Here is a 20,639-nt window from a genome sequence, read left to right as displayed (position 1 = left end):
CCGCGCCCTCACCGCGGCTCTTCGCGTTGGCGCCGGCGGGCGGCGACCGGTGTCAGCCGGTGGCCGTCAGGACGCCGGTGCGGTAGACCGTTCCGGCACAGGTGCCGTCGAGCAGGATGCGCGCGGCCTCCGGTTCCCCGGCCGCCGGGGTGTAGCGCAGCACCACGCCCGCGGATTCGCCGCCGCTTCCGCTGCTGTCGGACGGCGGCGTGGAGCCGCTGTCGCCCGAGCCGCCGCCGGGGCCGCCCGGGTCGGAGCCGCCGGCACCGCCCGCGCCGCCCGCGCCCTCGTTCACGCCCCCGGCACCCTCGTCGGTGCCGCCGTCGTCGCCCGAGCCGCCGTTGCCGGAACCGCCGCCCGACCCCGAGCCACCGGCACCGCCGCTGACCGACTCCGAACCGTCCGCGTCACCGGAGCCGTTCACGTCCCCGGAGCTCCCCGAGCCCTCCGCGTCGCCGGAGCCGTCCGAACCCCCGGAGCCGTCGGCGCCGGCGGAGTCCGCCCCGGCCGCGTCCCCGCCGTCGTCGCCCGAGCCGCCCTCGCCCGTCGACGCCTCCGGGTCGTTCCTGCGCAGCTGGGGGCTGATCGTGGAGCCGCCGTCCTCGGCCGGGCTCGCCGCGACCGCGCAGCCACTGATCGACATGCCGCCGTCCGGCACCCAGGCGAAGCGCACCTCGTACCCCTCGCCCGGCGGCAGGATCAGCTCCTCGTGCGCCTCGTCCGGGGTCGGCAGCCGGGTGGCGCGGTCACCCTCCGTGCGGTCCACGACGCGTACGGCGGTGCCACCGGCCGAGTCGGAGAGCACCGCCAACTCGCCGTCGCCGGTGACCCGGCAGGGCTCGTCCGAGACATTGACCATGCGGATCACGCCATAGATCCGGCCGTTCCCGTCGGCCGGCTCGGTGTCGGCCGCGACCTGGCCGAGCTGCTCCCGCAGACAGCTGGGCGAGGTCAGCCCCAGGGTCTCGCGCGCGTCCGTCGGGTCGCCCTCGCCGGGCTCGCCGACGTCGAACGGGTGGGTCTCGCCGTCGCCCGCACCGCCGTTGGCCAGTCGGCCCGGTTCGGCGCCGTCCGTCGGGGAGGGCGCCCCGGGGTCGCCCCGACCGGTGTCGTCGCCCCAACTACCGGGCGGGCCACCGCCGTTGGAGGTGTCCATGGCCGAGTCCTGGCCGCCGTCCGAGTCGGCGACGCTGGCCATCAGCGGGGCGCCGATGCTCAGCAGGGCGACCGAGGCGGCCGTGCCCAGCAGCACGTGGCGGCGGCGCCGACGGCGCATCGGCACCGCCAGCCGCAGGTTCTCCAGGGAGTCGGCGCCCGGTTCGAGGTCGCCGACCGTCTCGCGGAAGAGCCGCCGCAACGCCTCCGCCTCGGCGTCCGTCACGTCGGTCGACGCTTCCCGCCGGCCGGGCGCCTCGTGCCGCCCCGCGGCAGGCGGCTCGCCCGGCGAGGCGGACCCGGCCGCCGAGGACTCCGACGGTTCGGCCTCGTGCCGGCCCCGCCTCGCGTGGTCGTCGTGGGGCTCCGGGGCCGGCTCGCGCCGGGAACCCGGGCGTGGCTCGGTCATCTGGCGGCCTCCATGGCGACGCGCAGCGCCGCGATCCCGCGTGAACCGTATGCCTTGACCGAACCGGCGGAGATGCCCAGCGTCTTGGCCACCTCGGCCTCGGACATGTCGGCGAAGTACCGCAGCACCAGGACCTCGCGCTGGCGCCGCTGGAGTCCGCGCATCGCCTTTATCAGGTCGGCGCGCTCCAACTGCTCGTAGGCGCCCTCCTCAGCGCTCGCCATGTGGGGCAGCGGCTTGCTGAGCAGCTTCAGCCCGACGATCCGCCGGCGCAGGGCGGAGCGGGAGAGGTTGACCACCGTCTGCCGCAGGTACGCCAGGGTCTTCTCCGGGTCGCGCACCCGGCCGCGCGCCGAGTGGACGCGGATGAACGCCTCCTGCACCACGTCCTCGCAGGAGGCGATGTCGTCGAGGAGCAGGGCGGCCAGGCCGAGCAGCGAACGATAGTGCTCGCGGTAGGTCTCGGTCAGGAAGTCGACGGTGGTTCCCTCAGCCATCGCGTCGTCCGCACCCTCGCCGAGGGCGGGGATGCGACTCGGTCGCGCCGCCGGCAGGGGCGCGGTCACGGTCCCGCTCCCGGCTCCCGTTGAGTGGGGACGGGAGAACGGTCGGTTCGGCGCCGCCATGAATTCGAGGACCTCTGCCACGCCTGTTGGACACGTTCTCCCCCGCGAAGGTTGTACGGCGCGGGCAAGCTGTCGCCTATCGGGTGATCTGCCCTCATGTTCCCGCCCTGCCGTCGATGTCCTGGTCTGGTCGGTGCCTGGCCCTACATGCGAGGACGCGCTAACGACTCTCCCCGCGACCGCGGTGGGAACGTGCGGCGCGGGGAGAGGAAATCGTCTCTCGGGTGCTCGGTCCCTAGCAAGCCGCAGCGGCCTACGAGTTGGTCACGGGGGATGCACAAGCGGCCATCATCGGACGTCGAGGGCGGCAAACACGTCAGCGAACGGTCCGGCGGCGGGCCGCCCGCGCGACCAGGCCGGGTGACGAGGCCGCGGCGACCGGCGGCGGAGTCCGACGGCGGGCGGCGCCGCCGGACTCGCGCGCGGGCGACCGGGTCAGCGCCCCGTTCCGCCGTAGACCACGGCCTCGTCGCTCTCGCTGTCGAGACCGAACGCGGTGTGCACCGCGCGGACCGCCGAGTTGGCGTCATCCTCGCGGGTGACGACCGAGATCCGGATCTCCGAGGTCGAGATCAACTCGATGTTGACCCCGCTGTGGGAGAGCGCCTCGAAGAACGTCGCCGTGACGCCGGGGTTGGTCTTCATCCCCGCGCCGACCAGCGAGATCTTGGCGACCTGGTCGTCGTAGCGCAGCGCGTCGAAACCGATCTGGGAACGCCGCTTCTCCAGCGCCTCGATCGCCTTGCGCCCCTCCGTCTTGGGCAGGGTGAAGGAGATGTCGGTCAGCCCGGTGGAGGCGGCCGAGACGTTCTGCACCACCATGTCGATGTTGATGGTGGCGTCCGCGATGGCCCGGAAGATCTTGGCCGCCTCACCCGGCTTGTCCGGCACCCCCACGACCGTGATCTTGGCCTCGGAGGTGTCGTGGGCCACCCCCGAGATGATTGCCTGCTCCACCGCTTCCCCTTCCTGCTGACGGCTCCCGACCCAGGTCCCGGGCTTGCCGGAGAACGACGACCTGACGTGGATCGGGATGTTGTAACGGCGGGCGTACTCCACACACCGGTGGAGCAGCACCTTGGAGCCGGAACTGGCCAGTTCCAGCATGTCCTCGAAGGAGATCCAGTCGATCTTCCTGGCCTTCTTCACCACCCGGGGGTCGGCGGTGAAGACGCCGTCGACATCGGTGTAGATCTCACAGACCTCGGCGTCCAGAGCGGCGGCCAGCGCCACCGCCGTGGTGTCCGAGCCGCCCCGCCCCAGGGTGGTGATGTCCTTGCTGTCCTGGGAGACGCCCTGGAAACCCGCGACGATCGCGATGTTCCCCTGGTCGACGGAGCTCTTGATGCGCCCGGGGGTCACATCGATGATGCGTGCCTTGTTGTGCACGGCGTCGGTGATCACTCCGGCCTGACTGCCGGTGAACGACTGGGCCTCGTGGCCCAGTGAGGTGATCGCCATCGCCAGCAAAGCCATGGAGATGCGTTCCCCGGCGGTCAACAACATGTCCATTTCCCGCCCCGAGGCGACGGGGGACACTTCAGCGGCGAGATCCATCAGCTCGTCCGTCGTGTCGCCCATCGCGGAGACCACGACCACCACCTGGTGGCCGTTCTTCTTGGCCTCGACGACTCGCTTGGCGACCCGCTTGATACCTTCGGCATCGGCTACGGAGGAGCCGCCGTACTTCTGCACGACAAGGCCCACGTGTGCTCGCTCCTCGTGTAAGTCACTCTCCGCAGTCGCTGTGAGGACTGCGGCCGGCTGAATACTACCGAGCGAGGCCATGACCCCGCCCGTCCAGCCACGAGCCCTGCCCGCTGGTCGGGGGGCACACACGGAAACAAGCACGAAACGTAACCGACCTCACATCAGCAGCGAAATGCTGAGAGCGATCAACGATGATGTCGACACGGCAAGGATGATGTCGGCAGGACGTGGAAGCCGCAGGGAACCCGGCACAGATGGGGCACAACATGAATATGCGCGGTCTCGAAGAGCTCACCGGAGTGCCCGAGCCCGCCTGGCCCCGGCTGGTGAGCAGGGTCTCGTCGGCCACCGTCCCCCTGGAGATCGTGCCGGTCGACGCGGCGCTGGGGCGTGCGACGCTCCTGCAGCTCCAGGTCACCGCCCGTTCCTACCTGGGCGCCTTCGCACTGCACTGCGGCGGGCTGCTGCTGGACGACGGCTGGCTGCGGGTCTTCGGCAGCGCGACGCCGCGCAACCCGCACGGGCTGCCCAGCCTCGCCCGGGTCAACGCGTTCCCCGACGACCTCGTCCCCGGCTGGCGGCCCGGCTCCGGGCTGGTGCTGGCGCAGGACGTGGTCGGCGGTGTCTTCGCGCTCAACGGCCCCGAGCCGGAGGCCGTCGGGCGTCCCGGCCTGCCGGGCGAGGTGATCTACTTCGCGCCCGACACCCTCGGCTGGACCGCGCTGGACGTGGCGCACCAGGAGTGGTTCGACTGGCTGCTGACCGGCGGGTCCGCCGCGTTCTACCGGGACGTGCGGTGGCCCGACTGGCGCGCGGAGACGAAAGCGCTGGCCACGGCGGGCGAAGGGCTCTCGGTCGTGCCGCCGCTCTGGTCGCGCGAGGCGCGCGCCGACCTGTCGGGGACCTCGCGCCGGCCCGTGCCGATGGGCGAGCTGCTCGGGGTGCACCAGGAGTACGCCCGTCAGCTGACCGGCGCCGACCCGGGCTTTCTCGGTGAGACGGACGCGCCCGGATAGCGGCATCCCCGGCCCGTGCGAGCGGCGGGTGGGCCGCCGTCCAAGGGACGCGCGACCGCTGCCTATCGGGCATATCGTTTGTCCATGGGCGTTTTGCGGCGCGGCTCCCGGCTCTCCCCGCTGGAACCGCCGGTGGTGGAGGCGCTGGAGCGGACCGGCGCCTACGGCGCCCTGGTCCACCTGCTCCGGCCCGGCGCCACACTGCTCCACCTCGCCCTGATCAGCGGCGTCCCCCCGAACCTCGCCTGGCAGTGGACACGGGTCGAACTCGCCTCCCGGCAGCCGATCGCCGAGGCGGCCCGCTGCCGGCGGCTGGCGTGGCGGGACGTTCAGGGGCGCGGCGAGGTGACGGACGAGGGGCAGGCCGCGATGGCACTGCCCTACGCGTTCGCCCTCGGCTCCGCCCCGATCCGCGACACGCACGACCCGCCCGACACGTGCTGGGGCGTCGCCACCCTGCTCTGGCCCGCCTCCCACCCGCGCGGCCCCTCCGCCGGCGAGGCGGAGGAGCTGCACCGGCTCTGCCGGCGGCTGGCCGGGCCGCTGCGGCGCGCCGAGGAGGAGGGGGAGCCGCACGTCGCGGAGGAGGAGCCGGTCGTGCTCTCCCGCCCCAGGCCGCGCACCCCCGCACCCGACGAGGCGCTCGCCGCCGCCGACCTGGTCGAGGGGCTGCCCGACGGGTGGTGCGCGGTGGACCTCTCGGGCGTCGTCGCCTACGTCAACAGCCGGGCCGCGGAACTTCTCGACACCCGGGTCGACGCGCTGCTCGGCAGGCTGCCGGACGAGACCGTGCCCTGGCTCGGCGACCCGATCATCGAGGACCGCTACCGCACCGCCATCTTCAGCCGTGAGCCGCTGTCGTTCTCGATGGCCAAGCCCTCGGGCGAGTGGCTCACCTTCCACGTCTATCCGGGCCCGCGCGGCATCACCATCCGGATCTGCCCGGCGCCGGAACGGACCGCGGCCGACGAACGACCGCCCGAGCTCGGACTCCCCCACGCGCCGGCGGAGGGCGGCGCGCTCTACCAACTGCTCCAGCTCGGCGCCGCGCTCACCCAGGCCGTCGGGGTCAAGGACGTGGTGGAAACGGTCGCGGAGCAGGTGATGTCGACCTTCGAGGCACAGGGACTGATCATCTATGTGGCGGAAGGCGGTCGACTCCGCTCGGTCGGCTGTCGCGGCCTCACCCGGCGGCAGATAGAGCGCTACGACAACGCCCCACTCCACCCGCCGCCCTCACCCCCGGCGAAGACCCTGGTCAACAGGGCTCCCGCGTTCTATGACTCCCGCGAGGAGCTGGTGCGCGACTACCCAGGGCTGCGCGGCACCCTGGTGATGCGCGCCTGGGCCTTTCTGCCGCTGATCACCTCGGGTCGTTCGGTGGGCTGTCTCGTGCTCACCTATGACCGGAACCACCACTTCACTTCCGAGGAACGAGCGGTACTGACCTCGCTGTCCAGCCTGATCTCCCAGGCACTGGACCGGGCGCGGCTCTACGACGCCAAGCACCAGCTGGTCCTCAGCCTCCAGGCCGGTCTGCTGCCGCACCGCCTCCCCGACCCCGGGGGCCTCTCCGTGGCGGCCCGCTATCTGCCGGCCACCGAGGGCATCGAGATCGGCGGCGACTTCTACGACGTGATCTCGTTGGACACGTGCCACACCGCGGTCGCCATCGGGGACGTCCAGGGCCACAACGTGCGGGCGGCGGCGCTGATGGGCCAGGTGCGCACGGCCGTGCACGCCACGGCGGGCGCCGCCCCCGGCGAGGTGCTGCGCCGGACCAACCGGCTGCTCACCGACCTCGACCCCGGCCTCTTCACCAGCTGCCTCTACGGCCACTACGACCGTTCGACGCACCGGCTGCGGCTGGCCAGCGCCGGCCATCCGCCGCCGCTGCTGCGTCACCCGGACGGGCGGGCGGACCTGCTTCCCGTGCCGCCGGGGCTGCTGCTCGGCATCGACCCGGAGGCCGAGTACCCGGAGACCGAGATCGCGCTGCCACCGGGATCCGTGCTGCTCATGTACACCGACGGCCTGATCGAGACCCCCGGCGAGGACCTGGAGGACTCCGCGCTACGCCTGGCCGGCCATCTGGTGCGCGCGGACGAGCAACGGTTGGACGCGCTGGCCGACACCTTGCTGCACGGCACACACCACGCGGAGACCAGGGACGACATCGCGCTGCTCCTGCTGCGGACCGCCGACTGACCGCCCGACTGCCTGACCGCCCGACCGACTGTCCGCCCGGCCGCCTGACCGCGCGATGGCTGACGGCCTGACGGCCCGGCTGCCCGGGTCTTCAGCGCGGGTCGCGGGTCCGCAGCCCCAGCGGGGCGCCGATCTCGGCGGCCATGACCCGCCCCGCCTGCCGCTCCAGGTCGCCGTCCTCCGCCGCGCTGTCGGTGTCCAACCCGTTCAACTCGGCCAGCGGCGTGTTCAGCCGGACGTGCGCCACCAGCGACTGGAGCGCGCGCAGGGCGGCGCTGGCCGTGGGCCCCCAGTTCGTCAGGTAGGAGAACTGCCACCACCACAGCGCCTCGGTGACCCGGCCCCGGCCGTAGTGCGCCATGCCATGGCGAAGATCGCTGACGATGTTGGCCAGGTCGTCCGATATCCGGGCCGCCACCGGCTTGCTGTGCGGCACGTAGGGATCGAAGACCTCGGAGTAGACGTCGACCGGCGTCAGCAGCGCGGCCAGCCCCTCGCGCAGCGAGTCCATGTCCGGATCGGGGCCCGCGTCCGGCTCGTAGCGCTCGTCCGGGACGATGTCCTCGTGCGCGCCCAACCGGCCGCCGGCCAGCAGCAGTTGGGAAACCTGGAGCAGCAGGTAGGGCACCGCGCTGTCCGGGTCGTCGCCTCTGGCGACCTCGGTCACCGCGACCACGAAGCTCTCGATCTGGTCCGCGATCTGCACCGAGAAACTGTCGGGCCCGGCCTGGGCCCCGACGCCCTCCTCGCGGGCCGGGGGACCGGTCGGCCCGACCTGGTCCACCGGTGTCTCCTCGATCTCCTGCCCCGTCGTCGCATCGGCCATCAGGTGGTCGCCTCCCCAAAGGTCACTACGTCTGCAACGGACGCCGCGCGCACCACGTTCCCGTTCGCACGCGCGACCGGTGGAACGGCGCCGGCACCCGCCGCCGCCGTCCACGCGTCACACATCAAGCAGCCGTCTACCCTCGAAGGCCCGGCCCAAGGTGACCTCGTCGGCATACTCCAAGTCTCCCCCCACCGGCAGGCCGCTGGCTAGCCGGGTGACCCGAAGGCCCATGGGGCCGACCATCCGCGCCAGATAGGTGGCGGTGGCCTCGCCCTCCAGGTTGGGGTCGGTCGCCAGGATCAACTCCGTGACCGAACCGTCGGCGAGCCGCGCCAGCAGCTCCCTGATCCGCAGGTCGTCCGGGCCGACTCCGTCGATAGGGCTGATCGCGCCGCCCAACACGTGGTAGCGGCCCCGGAACTCGCGGGTCCGCTCGATCGCCACCACGTCCTTGGGCTCCTCGACCACACAGATCACGCCCGGGTCCCGGCGGGGGTCGGCGCAGACGCGGCACTGCTCCTCCTGCGCGACGTTGCCGCACACGGCGCAGAACCTGACCTTCTCCTTGACCTCGGTGAGGGCGTGCGCGAGCCGGCGCACGTCGGCCGGCTCGGACTGGAGGATGTGGAAGGCGATCCGCTGGGCGCTCTTCGGACCGACGCCGGGGAGACGGCCCAACTCGTCGATGAGTTCCTGGACTACGCCCTCGTACACGGGATGCCTCTTCCGCCTTCGCCGTCCGCACCGCCTGCGGCGGCCATCACCTCGATGACCGCGCTCTTCCTCGTGTTCCTCGCGCTCCGCGTGCCCCGCTTGCCCCGAGCCGACGTGGCGGCCGGGGAGGCCGGCACCGCCGCCACTCCCGCCAACGCCGCCACCGCCGACGTGGTGGTCGCCACGTTCGTCGCGGTGGTCGTGGTGGTCGTGGTGGCCGTCACGGTCGTCGTGGTGGTCGTCACGGTCGCCGTCGCAGGTCGGTTCACATCGGCAGACCGGGGATGCCGCCGCCGCCCAGCCCCTGGGCCAGCGGACCCAGCTTCGCCTTGGCCAGCTCCTGGGCCGCGTTGTTGGCGTCGCGGACCGCGGCGATCACCAGGTCGGCCAGGGTCTCGGTGTCCTCGGGGTCCACGGCGGCGGGTGAGATCACCAGGGCGGTCAGCTCGCCGGAGCCGGTGACCGTGGCCTTCACCAGGCCACCGCCCGCGCTGCCCTCGACCGGGGTCTCGGCCAGCTCCTGCTGCGCCGTGGCGAGATCCTGCTGCATCTTCTGGGCCTGCTGCAACAACTGCTGCATATCGACCCCACCGCCACCAGGGAACACGGGCTTCACTCCTGGGCTATCGACAACAATTCCGTACCCCTGAGCGTACGGGCTCCGGCGGCTTCGGTCTTACTCGTGACGAATCTCCTCAAGAACCGTCGCTCCCAGCTCGCGAACGATCAAGTCGTGGCCGCTGAGCGCCGTCTCGTCCAGGTCGGGATCGTCCTCGTCCGGAATGTCGTCCTCGGCGGCCACCCGGGGACGCGGCGCGGGGGGCGCCTCCCTCACCGGCGCGGGGGCGGCGGGCGCCGACGTGGCCGGCGCCGTCGCGCCGTGCGCGTCCTGGCCGGGCTGCCGCGCGGGCGGGGCGGCCGCCGGCGCCGGCTGCTGGATCCCCTGCGGGGGCTGCTGCGACGGGGGCTGCCGTGGAGGCTGCTGCCCCGGGGGCGCGGAACGGTCCGCGGGCGGCGCCTGGTGCGGGGCCGGGGCAGCCGGCGGCGCCGAGGGACCGGGGGCGAACCCGCCGCCCGAACCACCGCCCGAACCTCCGAACCCGCCTCCGGACCCGCCGGGACGAGGGCCGCCACCGCCTCCGCCCTGGTCGACCACGGCATCGATCCGCCAGGTGACGCCCATCCGGTCGTTCAACGCCTGGCGCAGCACGTCCTCGCTGCCGCTGTTGACGAAGTTGTCCCGGGCACCCGAGGAGGCGAAGCCGAGGCGGAGCGTGGAACTGCCGTTGTCGAAGCCGACGACCTGGGCGTTCTGGCTCAGCAGGATCCAGCTGTAGCGGCGGCGCTTCTTCACCGCGTCCAGGATCTCCGGCCAGAGCTGGCGCACCTGCGCCGGGTCGCCCCCGCCGCCACCGGGGGCGGGGGCCGGCGCGGCGGGCGCGGGCTCCGGCCGCGACGCCGGCTCGGGCCGCGCGCCGGGCGCGGCCGCCCCCGGCCAGGCGCCGGGGCGGGGGCCGCCCCCGGAACCGGCGGCCCCCGTGGCCCCGGAGGGCCACGCGCCGGGCTGCGGCTGCTGTTGCACGGGTGGCTGCTGCTCCACCGCCTGCGCCGGCGCAGGCGGTGGCGGCGGTGCCTGCGCGGCGGGGGGCGCCTGTGCGGGGGGCGGTGCCTGCGCGGTGGGGGGCGCGGGCGGGGCGACGGGCGCCGGCTGCGGTGCGGCCACCGGGCCGCCCGGCGCCGCCTGAGCCGGCGGCCCGGCCAGCGAGACGCCGCGCTCCAACCGCTCCAACCGGCTCTGCAGCGACCGTTCGTCACCGAACGCCGCCGGCAGCAGCACCCGGGCACAGATCAGTTCGAGCTGCAACCGGGGGGACGTCGCGCCCCGCATCTCCGTCAACCCGGAGTTGACCAGATCGGCGGCCCGGCTCAACTCCGCCGCGCCCATCCGCGTCGCCTGCTCCCGCATCCGCTCCAGCACGTCGACCGGGGCGTCGATCAGGCCCTTCTCCGCCGCGTCGGGGACGGCGGCCAGGATCAGCAGATCCCGCAGCCGCTCCAGCAGGTCCATCACGAAACGGCGCGGGTCGTGGCCGCCCTCGATCACCCGGTCCACCACGCCGAACGCGGCCGCGCCGTCCCCCGTCGCGAACGCGTCGACGACGCTGTCCAGCAGGGCGCCGTCCGTGTAACCGAGCAGCGCCGTCGCCATGTCGTAGGTGACCCCGGAGTCGGTGGCGCCCGCGAGCAACTGGTCCATCACCGACATCGAGTCCCGCACCGAGCCCGCGCCGGCCCTGACCACCAGCGGCAGCACCGTCTCCTCGACCGGGACGGACTCGCTGCCGCAGACGCTGGCCAGATACTCCCGCAGCGTGCCGGGCGGAACCAGCCGGAAGGGGTAGTGGTGGGTGCGCGACCTGATGGTGCCGATGACCTTCTCGGGCTCCGTGGTCGCGAAGATGAACTTCAGATGCTCCGGAGGCTCCTCCACCACCTTCAGCAGGGCGTTGAACCCCGCCGACGTGACCATGTGCGCCTCGTCGATGATGTAGATCTTGTATCGGCTGGACGCCGGGCCGAAGAACGCCTTCTCCCGCAGGTCCCTGGCGTCGTCGACACCGCCGTGCGAGGCGGCGTCGATCTCGATCACGTCGATCGAGCCGGGCCCGTTCCGCGCCAGGTCACGGCAGGACTGGCACTCCCCGCAGGGGGTGGGCGTCGGGCCCTGCTCGCAGTTGAGACAACGGGCGAGGATCCGCGCGCTCGTGGTCTTTCCGCAGCCTCGCGGGCCACTGAACAGATACGCGTGGTTGACCCGGTTGTTCCGCAGGGCCTGCTGCAGCGGATCGGTGACATGCTCCTGCCCGATGACCTCGGCGAAGGTCTCGGGTCGGTAGCGGCGGTACAGCGCGAGGGAGGACACGACACCGACGATATAGGCCCCCACTGACAACGCGAGGGCCCCTCACGCACCCACCAGAGCCCACCTACCCTTGCTGCCTTCCGGCCCTGGGGGAGTTCAGTGAGATAGCGCCGCGTGAGGGGCTGACCCCAACCCTACCGGATGCTTCCCCCGTCCCTCACACCCCCGGCCCAACGGAAGCGGGTTCGCGACCACACTCCTCGGTCTTGTATCGTGTCCGGCGGAGGATTCGCCTAGAGGCCTAGGGCGCACGCTTGGAAAGCGTGTTGGGTTCACACCCTCACGAGTTCGAATCTCGTATCCTCCGCCCAGCCTTCACCGGGCTGAACGTGGGTCCCGACCGCTCCGGCGGTCGGGACCTTCGTCGTTGCGTGGTCTCAGTTGCCGACTGGCGGCTCACTTGGGTCGAAGCCCTGATCCACTTCGTCCACGGTCTCGATCGCGTCCTGGACACGGGCCAGAAGTTGGAGGGTGGCGGTGTGGGACGCGGTCACCGACGTCATCCGGCGGTAGCCGGGTGATCCCCAAGATCAGCACCGGCATCGGCGGAACCCGCAAACTTCTCGCCTACCTCTACGGCCCCGGCCGCGCCTGATTGATCGTTTCAGAATGAATTGCTGCAGGGCTTGGCTATCAGGTGCGGACGAGCTCGCTGGACGTGATCGCGGAGCAGCCGCTGGCCATCGCGCCACTTCCCATATCAGGAGACGGCGAGGGTGACCACGCGGATGAGGCAGGCACCGTCGCCCTGCAGCACGAGTTGAGTGCCGTCTACGGCACGAGGAACCACAGCGACACCAGCCTGGCATCGCCGCCGGCCGACGGGTCGGCTGAGGTTCACGTCCGGTAAAGATGAGCCGCCTTCGGCGCATCACATGGGAGCCATTGGGGAGCCGAATCGCTCCCCGAGCCCTCCCTGGACTGCCCCAAGCCGACTCTCGCCAACGCCGCCACCTGCGGAAATACCAACCTGGCAGGTGTTGGCCTCACCCGAACCTCATTCGGGACGAAGAGGTCGTGGGTTCAAATCCCGCCACCCCGACGGTGAGACACCAGGTCAGGCCCGGTAGTGAGTGATCAGTACCGGGCCTCATGTGCGTGTGGAGGGTCATGCGGGAGCCTTGGGCCGGCGCGGCTCCATACCATCGCTCGGGGCGACGAACGAGGTTCCCGTCAGCACGCTCCTCAGCCCGGAGCGAGTGCCGCCCGCACCACCGCCACCGTCTGAGGTGGCGAGAGCACACAACGCCGACGGCAGCGTCCTGGCGCCTTTGCCCTCCACATCCTTAGAACTCCTAACGAAATGATTCGTGGTGGTTGGATCACTTCGGGACCGGTGATGGGGGTATGGGGTGGCTCGGCCGAAGCCGTGGGAAGTCGATGACGGGTTGTGGTCGGTGATCGAGCCGCTGCTGCCCAGGGTCGAGCGTCGGGTCCGGCATCCCGGACGGAAGCGGCATCCGGATCGGCTGGAGTTTCAGGGCATCCTGTTCGTGCTGCATACCGGGATCGCTTGGGAATACTTGCCGCAGGAGCTCGGCTTCGGCTCAGGCATGATGTGCTGGCGGCGCCTGGCCGAGTGGACCGAGGCCGGGGCGTGTTGCACGATGTGTCCGCGACGCGTTCGGCAGGCCCACCACGGTTGTCGATCCGATCGGCGGTGAGAGCAGCACCCGATGGTCGACCGAGGGAAAGCCGCTTGAGCGCGTCAACGCCAGCGGCGAGCGGGAGAGTTGGGAATGGGACGGGGAGGGCAACCTCCTGGCGCACTTCGAGCGGACCGGCGGTATCACGCGGTTGCGATACGGCCCCTTCGGACAGCCGACGCGCCGCACCGGGCCGGACGGAGTTCCTTATACCTTTACCCGCGACACCGAACTCAACCTGGTGCGGGTGACCGGACCTGACGGCCGTAGCTGGGACTACTCCCATGACGCGCGGCGACGACTCACGCGGGAGTCGGACTTCGACAACCGCGTCACCGCGTACAACTATGACGCGGCGGGGCAGCTGGTGGGCCGTCGTAACGCCGCCGGGCAGATCGTCGAGTACCGCTACAGTGCCCGTGGCGAGCTGGTCGGTAAGACCACCTCAGAGGGCGGGAACGTCCGTTTCGAGCGCGACCTGCGTGGGCGTGTGGTGAACGCCTCCGCAAACGGGGTGGATCTGGCGCGCGAGTTCGACGCCGGTGGCCGACTGGTTACTGAGACGGTCAACGGCCGTACGTTGCGGCTCGCCTACGAGACCACCGGACGCCTCGCTGCCAGAACTACCCCTTCCGGCCATGTGAGCCGTTGGACCTACTCGACCGCCGGCGCACCGGTCCACGTGGATGTCTCCGGCCGCGACATCGGCTTCGAACGCGACCGCGAGGGACGGGAAGTGCGCCGGACCATCGGCGAGTCCGTCGTGCTCGACCGGACATGGGACCCGCTGGGCCACCTGATCAGCCAGACGCTGCGGAACAACGGCGGCGTCGACGCGGCCGGGATCATCGATGAGTACCGGTATGCCTATGGTCCGGGCGCCCGGCTGGCCGCCGTCTCCCGTCCCGGGGGGACCACCCGTTACGAACTGGACGACGCAGGCCGAGTCACCGAGGTCACCGGTCCTGACGTTCGAGAAACCTACTCTTACGATGTCTGGGGCAACCAGACCTCGGCTCACTGGGACCTCGACACCGCTGCGGACTCCGCCGGCCCACGCGACTTCGACGGACAGTCCCTGATCCGCGCGGGCAGCACCACCTACGTGTACGACAGGGCCGGTCGCGTCTCCGCCAAGACAAAGGCCCCTTCCGATGGTGAGCAGGCCACCTGGCGCTATACCTGGGACGCCGAGAACCGCTTGACGACGGCGGTCACACCCGATGGGGCGACGTGGCGCTACCACTACGACCCGTTCGGCCGCCGGGTCGGCAAGGAACGGCTGAGCGCCGACGGAACGAGCGCTGTCGAGCGTGTCGACTTCACCTGGCACGGTTCCCTTCTCGCCGAGGAAGTCAGAAGCACCGCGGAGTCCCCCGAAGCGATCACCCTGACCTGGGACTACAACGGCCGCACGCCGCTGGCCCAGACGGAGCGCCGCACTCGTGCGGTCAGCCAGGAGGAAGTCGACCGCCGCTTCCACGCGATCGTCACCGATCTCGTCGGAACGCCCACCCAGCTCGTGACCGACGACGGCTCGATAGCCTGGCGAGCACGTTCGACACTGTGGGGACTGACGGCCACCTCACCTCAGGTGGGCACGGAAGCGGCGGACACTCCGCTCCGCTCCCCGGGGCAGTACGCGGACCCGGAGACCGGCTGGTATTGCAACGTCCACCGTTACTACGACCCTGAGATCGGCCGGTACGCTACCTCGGACCCGCTGGGTTTGGCCCCCGATCCGAACCCGTATTCCTTCGTCCGAAACCCGACGATCGGCTCCGACCCGCTTGGCCTCTCCGCCTGCGATGAGGAAGCCCTCCTGGTGACGGTGTATCGAGGCACAAGGCTTTACCTGGAGAACATGATTCACCAGAGCACCGGTTGGCTGCTGAGCGACTCCGCCCGAACCGCGTACATGGAAAATGGCGAGAATCTCACCGATGCCCTCAGCACCTCGCGGACTCAGCACGATTCAGCCGTTTCCACCTGGGGCAGTGAGACCGACTATGCCCAGGCACACGGCGAGTGGGGCCAGGAGATCACCGAAGTATCGGGCGATCGCTCGATGATCTCCTTCACCACGGATATGGACAAAGCGATAGAGTTCGCTGAAGGGGGCCCGGTCTACACCGCCCAGGTATCCCCGGGGGACGTCATCTTCCAGAGCCTTGAGGGCGCCGGAGAGTCGGAAGTTCTCATCAGAAACGGAGTCGAGGCAACGCCGTGGGAGCCCACAACCTGATCATCGGTGGTGTGTCAGTCCGGTACTTCACTGGTGGCGAGGCGCTGGACGCCGAGGAGCCGGTACAGTATCTCGACCCTCCCGAGGACGCACTGCTGGCCGGAAATGCGCGGGTGCGCCGAATCGTTTTCCGGCCGCTGTCGAAGTCCCCGCTTGTCGCGCTGTATCTCCACTGGAGCGGGGGGGCTTCGCTCACCGAGTTGGACACACGGGTCGCTGCGGGCACGACCACGGAAGAGGACTTCCACGACGCGGTCGCGGGTCAGACGTTGGTCCGCCGGTGCCGTGGGTGCGGGACCCGCTTCTCCATCCTGTACGCGGTCGAGTTCCCCGGCTTCTCCCGTGATCGCGCGCGTCGACTTCAGGAGCACGGACACATCACCCACTGCCCCGCGTGTGGAACCGGATGGACCGCCTATGTCCTGGAGATCATCCGACGGTTGGACGGGTGACACGTTCCATCGCGCGTGACGCATGGCCGTCCGACGGCGGATTCCAGGGGGCGTAGCAACACGGTGATCAACTGGCTGTCGCCAGGAGCTTAGCGAGACGCTCGGCTGAAATTTCCCAGTCGAGCGTGTTGCGTGGGCAACTGCTGAGCTCGGCCGCGACGGCGTCCAGTTCCTGACGGTTGTAGCGGGCCAGATCGGTTCCCTTCGGGAACTACTGCCGCAGCAGGCCGTTTGTGAGGCCGAGCGCGCACTGCTCGACTGCCTCAACGACCCACACCCACTCGACCGACTCACCGACCGAAGCCTGTGCCACGGCGCCGCCGGGCTGCTGCGCACCACGTGGCGCGTCGCCCAGGTCGCAAAGCACCCAAGACGCCTCACCGACCAACTCTCGCGCCTGGCGGAGCGGTTCCGCGCCCTCCCACCAGCGGGGGAGGCCGGGTGCCTCGAAGGCACCACCGGCGGGGCCCTGGCCAGCCAGGCGGCGGGATGGCCGCCGGCTGGGACGCCTGCCTCCTTCTCAGCTGAGGAGACGACCACCGTGTCCGAAGCCGACGCCGCGGCCCTGGAAAGAGCCGTCCTCCTCGTGCTCACCGGCACCCCGGCCGACGAAGCCGCGTCATCAACGCATGTCGCCCCCACCCGACTCACCGAACTGGCCGCCCGCTACCGGTCGGCGGGACTGGCCGCCCTCACGCCGGAACGAGCGGAGGACTGGCACCAGGTGAACATCGAGTTCGCCGACTATCCGGCAGCGGGTGCGGACTTCCGAGCCCTGCTTCTCCCCGCACTGCGCGACGGGCAGATCGGCGCGTGGTGGCTCGTGCGCAAGCGCCCCTGCTGGTGCCTGCGCCTGCGACCGGCCGGGGATACACACGCCGTCCTCCACGTCGCGGCGGCGCTCGATCGGGCCGTCGCGAGGGGCGGCGTCCGCCGGTGGTGGTCCTCGCCCTACGAGCCGGAGACCACCGCGTTCGGCGGCCCCTCGGCATGAAACTGGCCCACGCGCTGTTCCACGCCGACAGCCTCGGCGTTCTCGACTACCACCGGGGCGCTGTTCCCCTCCGCCCCACGGAGACCTCGCTCGTCGTCGCCACCGCCCTGCTGCGCGCCGCAGGGCTGGAGTGGGGCGAGCAGGGCGATCCGCGCCGGCGCCGGTCGGGCTGAGGTGCGTACAGCCGCCCAGGCGCTGGTGAAGAGAGTCGGTGCGGCTGGGTCGCCTCCTGGCCTCGGCTGTCGACGGTCTCAGTTGTGGTCTCATTCACCCCCGTCCGGCCCCGTACAGAACAAGTCACTCCGAACGCGCCGACCGCAGGTCGCGACCACAACGGCGAGTAGCCCGGCTTCGCGCGTGCCTCGTCCCACACCCGGTCGCCTGCCTCGGGGCCTCAAGCCCACCTCGTTCGGAGGCTGACCATCACCGCCGGGCTGCCATCAAAGCACGGATCGCACTGCTGGGCAGAGCTTTCGGGCCGCATGTCTCTCGAACGGGGAACGACGCCTGGCCCGCCCGCCGACGGGGCGACTAGGACAGCAGGACCAGACCCCACTGGCTTACAGCCAACTCTCCAGCAAGGGCATTCGCCCACGCTCCAAGGAGGAGAACGATCATGACTCCCGTCATTCCCGCGACATCAACGGTGACGCCATCCTCAGACGCACGTTGCGTTTCCACCGGGCCCACAGCCGTCGTCTCCGGGCCCACCTCAGTCTCCTGGCAGGCACCTCGCGCCATGACCGATTCGTACTGCGGCGTCACGACCCTGTTGGTCGAGGCCGGGATCGGCTTGCACAAGCTCATGGAGCGCGATGGAGGCTCGGAGCTCAAGCTCGCTTACACGCTTCTCCAGAAGTTCGTGATCGCCCCCGTGGACGAACGCGCATCGGATGAGGCCGAGGGGGAGGCGATCGCATGACCACCACCAACAACGAGCTCCATACGCTTCCTTCGGACACCCTCGTCGCCGAGAGCGACCGGATCACGCCGATCGGGAATCCTGCCATCGCGAAGCTGGCCAAGGAACTGGCCGACATCTGCAGCCAGGCTGACGACCCGCAGGCCACACTCCAAGTGGTCATGGAGGCCATCCCGAAGCACATGGCGGAGATAGCCAGCCAGCGCACCAGTGTCGACCCCAGCCCGATGCGCACCGCCCTCACCGGCCTCGCCAAAACCCAGTGTCTGGAGCGACGCCCCGGCCGCGACCCGCTGACCGGTAATCGGGCGGACGGCCAGCCAGACACCGACGACACCTGGCCCGACCGCCTGCTGTGCGTCCAGCAGCATGGCCACAGCGGCGACCACCGTGACGCCCTTGGGCGGAACTGGCAACGAGCGGGGATTTCGGCATGACCGTTCTGACCCGTGGGCGTCTCTTCGCCGTGTCGCTTCACTTGCGCCAGGGGGATGCTCGGCAGGCGGAGGCCATCATGCTGCGCCGTGACGAGGACGGCTTCATCGTCACCTACGACCCCGAGCGGGCCTCTCTCGACACTGCAGCCGTGCTCGCCCGCGTCCTTCTCTCCTCCGAGGGCGTCACCGTCTTCGAGGTAATCCTCGAAGGCCACGACCCGGATCTGACGGCCTTGTACCGTGCTGCCTCGAAGTTGCTCCTGGATGTGGAGATCACCAGCGGACCTCGGATCACGGAACCCACGGTGAAGGTGCGCAGCCAGGAGCCGACACAGGCAACGTACTTCATCCCCGAGGGCTGGGAGCTGTCCGACGCCCTCGACAGGCTGCCCGCCGCGTTCGCTGGCGCCCGACCGGAGGTGGCCCGCCACCTGAAGCGAATTGAACGGGCGAAGAGGACCTCCGACGGGACGATGGACCGGGCCCTCGACGTAGTGGCCAGGCTGGTCCTGGAAACCGACGATCCAAACGGCGTCTACGACGAGGTGCTACAGCTGCTCCATCAGATTCACACGGAGCAGACGACGGCCGCCCCCACCACGTCCGTGGCCTGAGTTCCCATTCAGCACGGTGCGGAACGGGCGGCTCTCCCACCAGTTCCGGACCGTGCGGCCGAACCAGGTGTTCAGCGGGCACCCCATCCCATCCCCTGCGCTCTTGCCCGACCGATAGCGCCGCAGCACTACCACTCGTCGGTGTCGCCGTACTTCCCCAGGTTCCGAGCGCGGTCCACAGCCTGTGCGCAAGCCTCGGCGAAGGCAGCCCCCACGGCGTCCTTATCCGTGCCTCGTGCCTGGACCTTGACCTCTTGGCCCGTGCCGGGGCGTCGGGCCGTGCCCCAGGCCGAGATGCGGTCGGTGTAGCGGTCGGTCTCGAATTCTCAGGCTGGTACCGACCACTGCTCCGGGACTCCGGTCGCCGTACGTTCCCCGCCGGGGCGGAACAGGGCCCGGGCGTGGAAGACAACGGTCCGCTCCGGCACACGGTCACGGATGGGATTCGCATCGCCGGGGCTCTGTTGCTCCCAGTGCCAGCGGTCCCATTCCTCGACCTCGGCGGTGTGATCAGGCCAGTCCTCGCTCCAGCGCGTGACGACCTCGGAGGCATGCTCGCGGTGGAGGAAGGGGACGCGCCGCTCGCCGAGGCGGGCGACGTACACCAACAGCACGGCGGGAACGGGGTTTTGGTAACCTCACGGGACCGAATGCTCACGGGGGGTGGGACTGGTGGCGCGGCCGTCTGATTGGTCACCGGTGGACATGGACCGGGACCCGACGCCGGGGGACCCGGACGAGGTCCGGGAACTCGCGGACGAGTTGCAGGAGTTCGCCGACGATGTCGGCGAAGCGCTCGGCAAGATCCGCGGCATGGCGGGCGAGCGGGCCATGTTGGAGTGGGCCGGCCTCTCGGCGGACGCGTTCCGCCGCGAGTTCGACGGTGTTCCGGACAACCTGACGAAGCTGGAGGATTCGTATTCCCTCTGCGCGCAGGCGCTGCACACCTACTGGCCGAAGTTGCAGACCGCGCAGGGCATGGCGGATCGGGCGTTGGACCGCGCGATCACCGCGCAAGCGGATCTCGCCTCCGCGCAGTCCGCGCTCGGCGACGCCACCGACTGGGTGGGCCGGGCCGGGGACGAGGCCGAACGCCTCCAACGGGAGGGGGAGCGGGAGAACGTCGAACCACCCGACGAGGCCGACGTCCGCGCCGCCGCCCGCGACCAGCAGGCCGCCGAAGCCGCCGCCGGCGCCGCCCAGGCCAGAGTCGACGACGCCCAGGAACGCCTGACCGCAGCCCGCCAACTCGCCCTGGACGCACAGGAGATGCGCGAGGAGGCGGCGCGCGAGTGCGCCCGCGACATCGATGAGGCTTCCGACGCCGGCATCCAGAACCGCCGCTGGTGGGAGAAGGCCATCAAGTGGGTGACCGACAACTGGGACACCCTCGTCGAGATATGCAAGGTCATCGTCGCCGTCCTCGGCATCGTGGTGATGATCATCGGCGGCCCTCTCGCCTGGGTGGTGCTGGCGGCAGCGTTGGTCGTCCTCGCCGACACCCTGATCAAGTACGCCAGAGGAGAGGCCGGACTCCTCGACGTGGCGTTCGCCGCACTCGACTGCATCCCCGGCATGAAAGGACTCACCACCCTCGGCGGCCTCGCCCGAGGCCTACGCGGGGCCGCGAGCACAGGACTGCGAGGGCTGCGCCAAGGCGCCCTCGGCCTCGGCCGGCGCACCCGGGGCGACGGCGTCCCGATGAACGGGCGCAACGCCTGCGGCGACCCTGTCGACGT

General features: G+C 70.7%; 18 protein-coding genes, 1 tRNA gene, 1 other RNA gene and 2 pseudogenes. 12 read left to right on the top strand and 10 right to left on the bottom strand.

The window, feature by feature from the left end:
• Nucleotides 1-52: 52 nt before the first annotated feature.
• The 3 genes from CRP51_RS28620 to CRP51_RS27540 all read right to left on the bottom strand — a co-directional run bounded on the left by CRP51_RS28620 (nt 53) and on the right by CRP51_RS27540 (nt 3,897).
• A complete protein-coding gene (locus CRP51_RS28620; protein WP_097234083.1) occupies nt 53-1,564 on the bottom strand; it encodes a DUF4232 domain-containing protein in 1,512 nt (503 codons plus the stop codon).
• Nucleotides 1,561-2,190, bottom strand: a complete 630-nt coding sequence (locus tag CRP51_RS27545) for a SigE family RNA polymerase sigma factor (protein ID WP_097234082.1) — start codon at nt 2,188-2,190, stop codon at nt 1,561-1,563. The genes CRP51_RS28620 and CRP51_RS27545 overlap by 4 nt, the downstream gene beginning before the upstream one ends.
• Before the next feature lie 435 nt (nt 2,191-2,625).
• Complete coding sequence (locus CRP51_RS27540; protein WP_097234081.1) at nt 2,626-3,897, bottom strand: aspartate kinase; 1,272 nt, start codon at nt 3,895-3,897, stop codon at nt 2,626-2,628.
• Between the two features lie 275 nt (nt 3,898-4,172).
• Between CRP51_RS27540 and CRP51_RS27535 the strand changes: the two genes are divergently transcribed.
• Both CRP51_RS27535 and CRP51_RS27530 read left to right on the top strand, forming a co-directional pair.
• Complete coding sequence (locus CRP51_RS27535) at nt 4,173-4,916, top strand: DUF2625 family protein (RefSeq protein WP_097234080.1); 744 nt, start codon at nt 4,173-4,175, stop codon at nt 4,914-4,916.
• An 84-nt stretch (nt 4,917-5,000) separates the two neighbouring features.
• Nucleotides 5,001-7,124 carry a SpoIIE family protein phosphatase gene (locus CRP51_RS27530; protein WP_097234079.1) on the top strand — a complete coding sequence of 708 codons (2,124 nt, stop codon included), beginning with the start codon at nt 5,001-5,003 and terminating at the stop codon, nt 7,122-7,124.
• A gap of 91 nt (nt 7,125-7,215) precedes the next feature.
• Here CRP51_RS27530 and CRP51_RS27525 read toward each other — a convergent pair whose 3' ends face one another.
• The 5 genes from CRP51_RS27525 to ffs all read right to left on the bottom strand — a co-directional run bounded on the left by CRP51_RS27525 (nt 7,216) and on the right by ffs (nt 11,716).
• Nucleotides 7,216-7,950 carry a DUF5063 domain-containing protein gene (locus CRP51_RS27525; protein ID WP_097234078.1) on the bottom strand — a complete coding sequence of 245 codons (735 nt, stop codon included), beginning with the start codon at nt 7,948-7,950 and terminating at the stop codon, nt 7,216-7,218.
• 117 nt (nt 7,951-8,067) lie between these two features.
• On the bottom strand, nt 8,068-8,667 hold the full coding sequence (gene recR, locus CRP51_RS27520; protein ID WP_097234077.1) for a recombination mediator RecR: 600 nt from the start codon (nt 8,665-8,667) through the stop codon (nt 8,068-8,070).
• A 265-nt stretch (nt 8,668-8,932) separates the two neighbouring features.
• Nucleotides 8,933-9,274 carry a YbaB/EbfC family nucleoid-associated protein gene (locus CRP51_RS27510; RefSeq protein ID WP_097234075.1) on the bottom strand — a complete coding sequence of 114 codons (342 nt, stop codon included), beginning with the start codon at nt 9,272-9,274 and terminating at the stop codon, nt 8,933-8,935.
• Between the two features lie 69 nt (nt 9,275-9,343).
• Nucleotides 9,344-11,590, bottom strand: coding sequence for a DNA polymerase III subunit gamma and tau (locus CRP51_RS27505; RefSeq protein WP_097234091.1), 2,247 nt, complete (start codon nt 11,588-11,590; stop codon nt 9,344-9,346).
• A gap of 31 nt (nt 11,591-11,621) precedes the next feature.
• An RNA gene (gene ffs, locus CRP51_RS27500) (signal recognition particle sRNA small type) lies at nt 11,622-11,716 on the bottom strand.
• Between the two features lie 96 nt (nt 11,717-11,812).
• Here ffs and CRP51_RS27495 point away from each other — a divergent pair.
• The 4 genes and pseudogenes from CRP51_RS27495 (at nt 11,813) to CRP51_RS27475 (ending at nt 15,933) form a co-directional block, all read left to right on the top strand.
• A tRNA-Ser gene (locus CRP51_RS27495) sits at nt 11,813-11,897 on the top strand.
• A gap of 1,045 nt (nt 11,898-12,942) precedes the next feature.
• Nucleotides 12,943-13,185, top strand: a pseudogene (locus CRP51_RS27485) (transposase); the annotation flags it as partial.
• A 298-nt stretch (nt 13,186-13,483) separates the two neighbouring features.
• On the top strand, nt 13,484-15,481 hold the full coding sequence (locus CRP51_RS27480; RefSeq protein ID WP_170970707.1) for an RHS repeat-associated core domain-containing protein: 1,998 nt from the start codon (nt 13,484-13,486) through the stop codon (nt 15,479-15,481).
• Nucleotides 15,482-15,492: 11 nt separating this feature from the next.
• Nucleotides 15,493-15,933, top strand: coding sequence for a hypothetical protein (locus CRP51_RS27475; RefSeq protein WP_141514689.1), 441 nt, complete (start codon nt 15,493-15,495; stop codon nt 15,931-15,933).
• Between the two features lie 67 nt (nt 15,934-16,000).
• Here the strand turns inward: CRP51_RS27475 and CRP51_RS29870 are convergent.
• Nucleotides 16,001-16,168, bottom strand: a pseudogene (locus CRP51_RS29870) (IS30 family transposase); the annotation flags it as partial.
• A gap of 306 nt (nt 16,169-16,474) precedes the next feature.
• Here CRP51_RS29870 and CRP51_RS27465 point away from each other — a divergent pair.
• From CRP51_RS27465 to CRP51_RS27450, 5 genes are all read left to right on the top strand, one after another.
• Nucleotides 16,475-16,927, top strand: a complete 453-nt coding sequence (locus CRP51_RS27465; protein WP_097234071.1) for a lantibiotic dehydratase C-terminal domain-containing protein — start codon at nt 16,475-16,477, stop codon at nt 16,925-16,927.
• Nucleotides 16,924-17,100 carry a hypothetical protein gene (locus tag CRP51_RS29065; protein ID WP_170970706.1) on the top strand — a complete coding sequence of 59 codons (177 nt, stop codon included), beginning with the start codon at nt 16,924-16,926 and terminating at the stop codon, nt 17,098-17,100. Before CRP51_RS27465 ends, CRP51_RS29065 begins: the two co-directional genes overlap by 4 nt.
• A 566-nt stretch (nt 17,101-17,666) precedes the next feature.
• Complete coding sequence (locus CRP51_RS27460) at nt 17,667-17,849, top strand: hypothetical protein (protein WP_097234070.1); 183 nt, start codon at nt 17,667-17,669, stop codon at nt 17,847-17,849.
• Nucleotides 17,846-18,286: a hypothetical protein gene (locus CRP51_RS27455; protein WP_097234069.1), complete on the top strand. Its 441-nt coding sequence runs from the start codon at nt 17,846-17,848 to the stop codon at nt 18,284-18,286. The genes CRP51_RS27460 and CRP51_RS27455 overlap by 4 nt, the downstream gene beginning before the upstream one ends.
• A complete protein-coding gene (locus CRP51_RS27450) occupies nt 18,283-18,900 on the top strand; it encodes a hypothetical protein (protein ID WP_097234068.1) in 618 nt (205 codons plus the stop codon). Before CRP51_RS27455 ends, CRP51_RS27450 begins: the two co-directional genes overlap by 4 nt.
• A 326-nt stretch (nt 18,901-19,226) precedes the next feature.
• Here CRP51_RS27450 and CRP51_RS29865 read toward each other — a convergent pair whose 3' ends face one another.
• A complete protein-coding gene (locus CRP51_RS29865) occupies nt 19,227-19,514 on the bottom strand; it encodes a hypothetical protein (protein WP_245880840.1) in 288 nt (95 codons plus the stop codon).
• A 91-nt stretch (nt 19,515-19,605) separates the two neighbouring features.
• Here CRP51_RS29865 and CRP51_RS27440 point away from each other — a divergent pair.
• Nucleotides 19,606-20,639 (top strand): WXG100 family type VII secretion target (locus CRP51_RS27440; protein ID WP_342749127.1); only part of this gene is annotated, 1,034 nt, incomplete at its 3' end.

The organism is Streptomyces zhaozhouensis (assembly GCF_900230195.1).
GTDB lineage: Bacteria > Actinomycetota > Actinomycetes > Streptomycetales > Streptomycetaceae > Streptomyces > Streptomyces zhaozhouensis.
The sequence above is the reverse complement of the archived record's forward strand: the minus strand, read 5'-3'. Positions and strand labels throughout refer to the sequence as shown.

Coding starts and splice junctions, on each gene's coding strand:
- CRP51_RS28620 (WP_097234083.1), bottom strand. CDS start 1,564: ATGACCGAGCCACGCCCGGGTTCCCGGCGCGAGCCGGCCCCGGAGCCC.
- CRP51_RS27545 (WP_097234082.1), bottom strand. CDS start 2,190: ATGGCGGCGCCGAACCGACCGTTCTCCCGTCCCCACTCAACGGGAGCC.
- CRP51_RS27535 (WP_097234080.1), top strand. CDS start 4,173: ATGCGCGGTCTCGAAGAGCTCACCGGAGTGCCCGAGCCCGCCTGGCCC.
- CRP51_RS27530 (WP_097234079.1), top strand. CDS start 5,001: ATGGGCGTTTTGCGGCGCGGCTCCCGGCTCTCCCCGCTGGAACCGCCG.
- CRP51_RS27525 (WP_097234078.1), bottom strand. CDS start 7,950: ATGGCCGATGCGACGACGGGGCAGGAGATCGAGGAGACACCGGTGGAC.
- CRP51_RS29065 (WP_170970706.1), top strand. CDS start 16,924: ATGAAACTGGCCCACGCGCTGTTCCACGCCGACAGCCTCGGCGTTCTC.
- CRP51_RS27460 (WP_097234070.1), top strand. CDS start 17,667: ATGACCGATTCGTACTGCGGCGTCACGACCCTGTTGGTCGAGGCCGGG.
- CRP51_RS27455 (WP_097234069.1), top strand. CDS start 17,846: ATGACCACCACCAACAACGAGCTCCATACGCTTCCTTCGGACACCCTC.
- CRP51_RS27450 (WP_097234068.1), top strand. CDS start 18,283: ATGACCGTTCTGACCCGTGGGCGTCTCTTCGCCGTGTCGCTTCACTTG.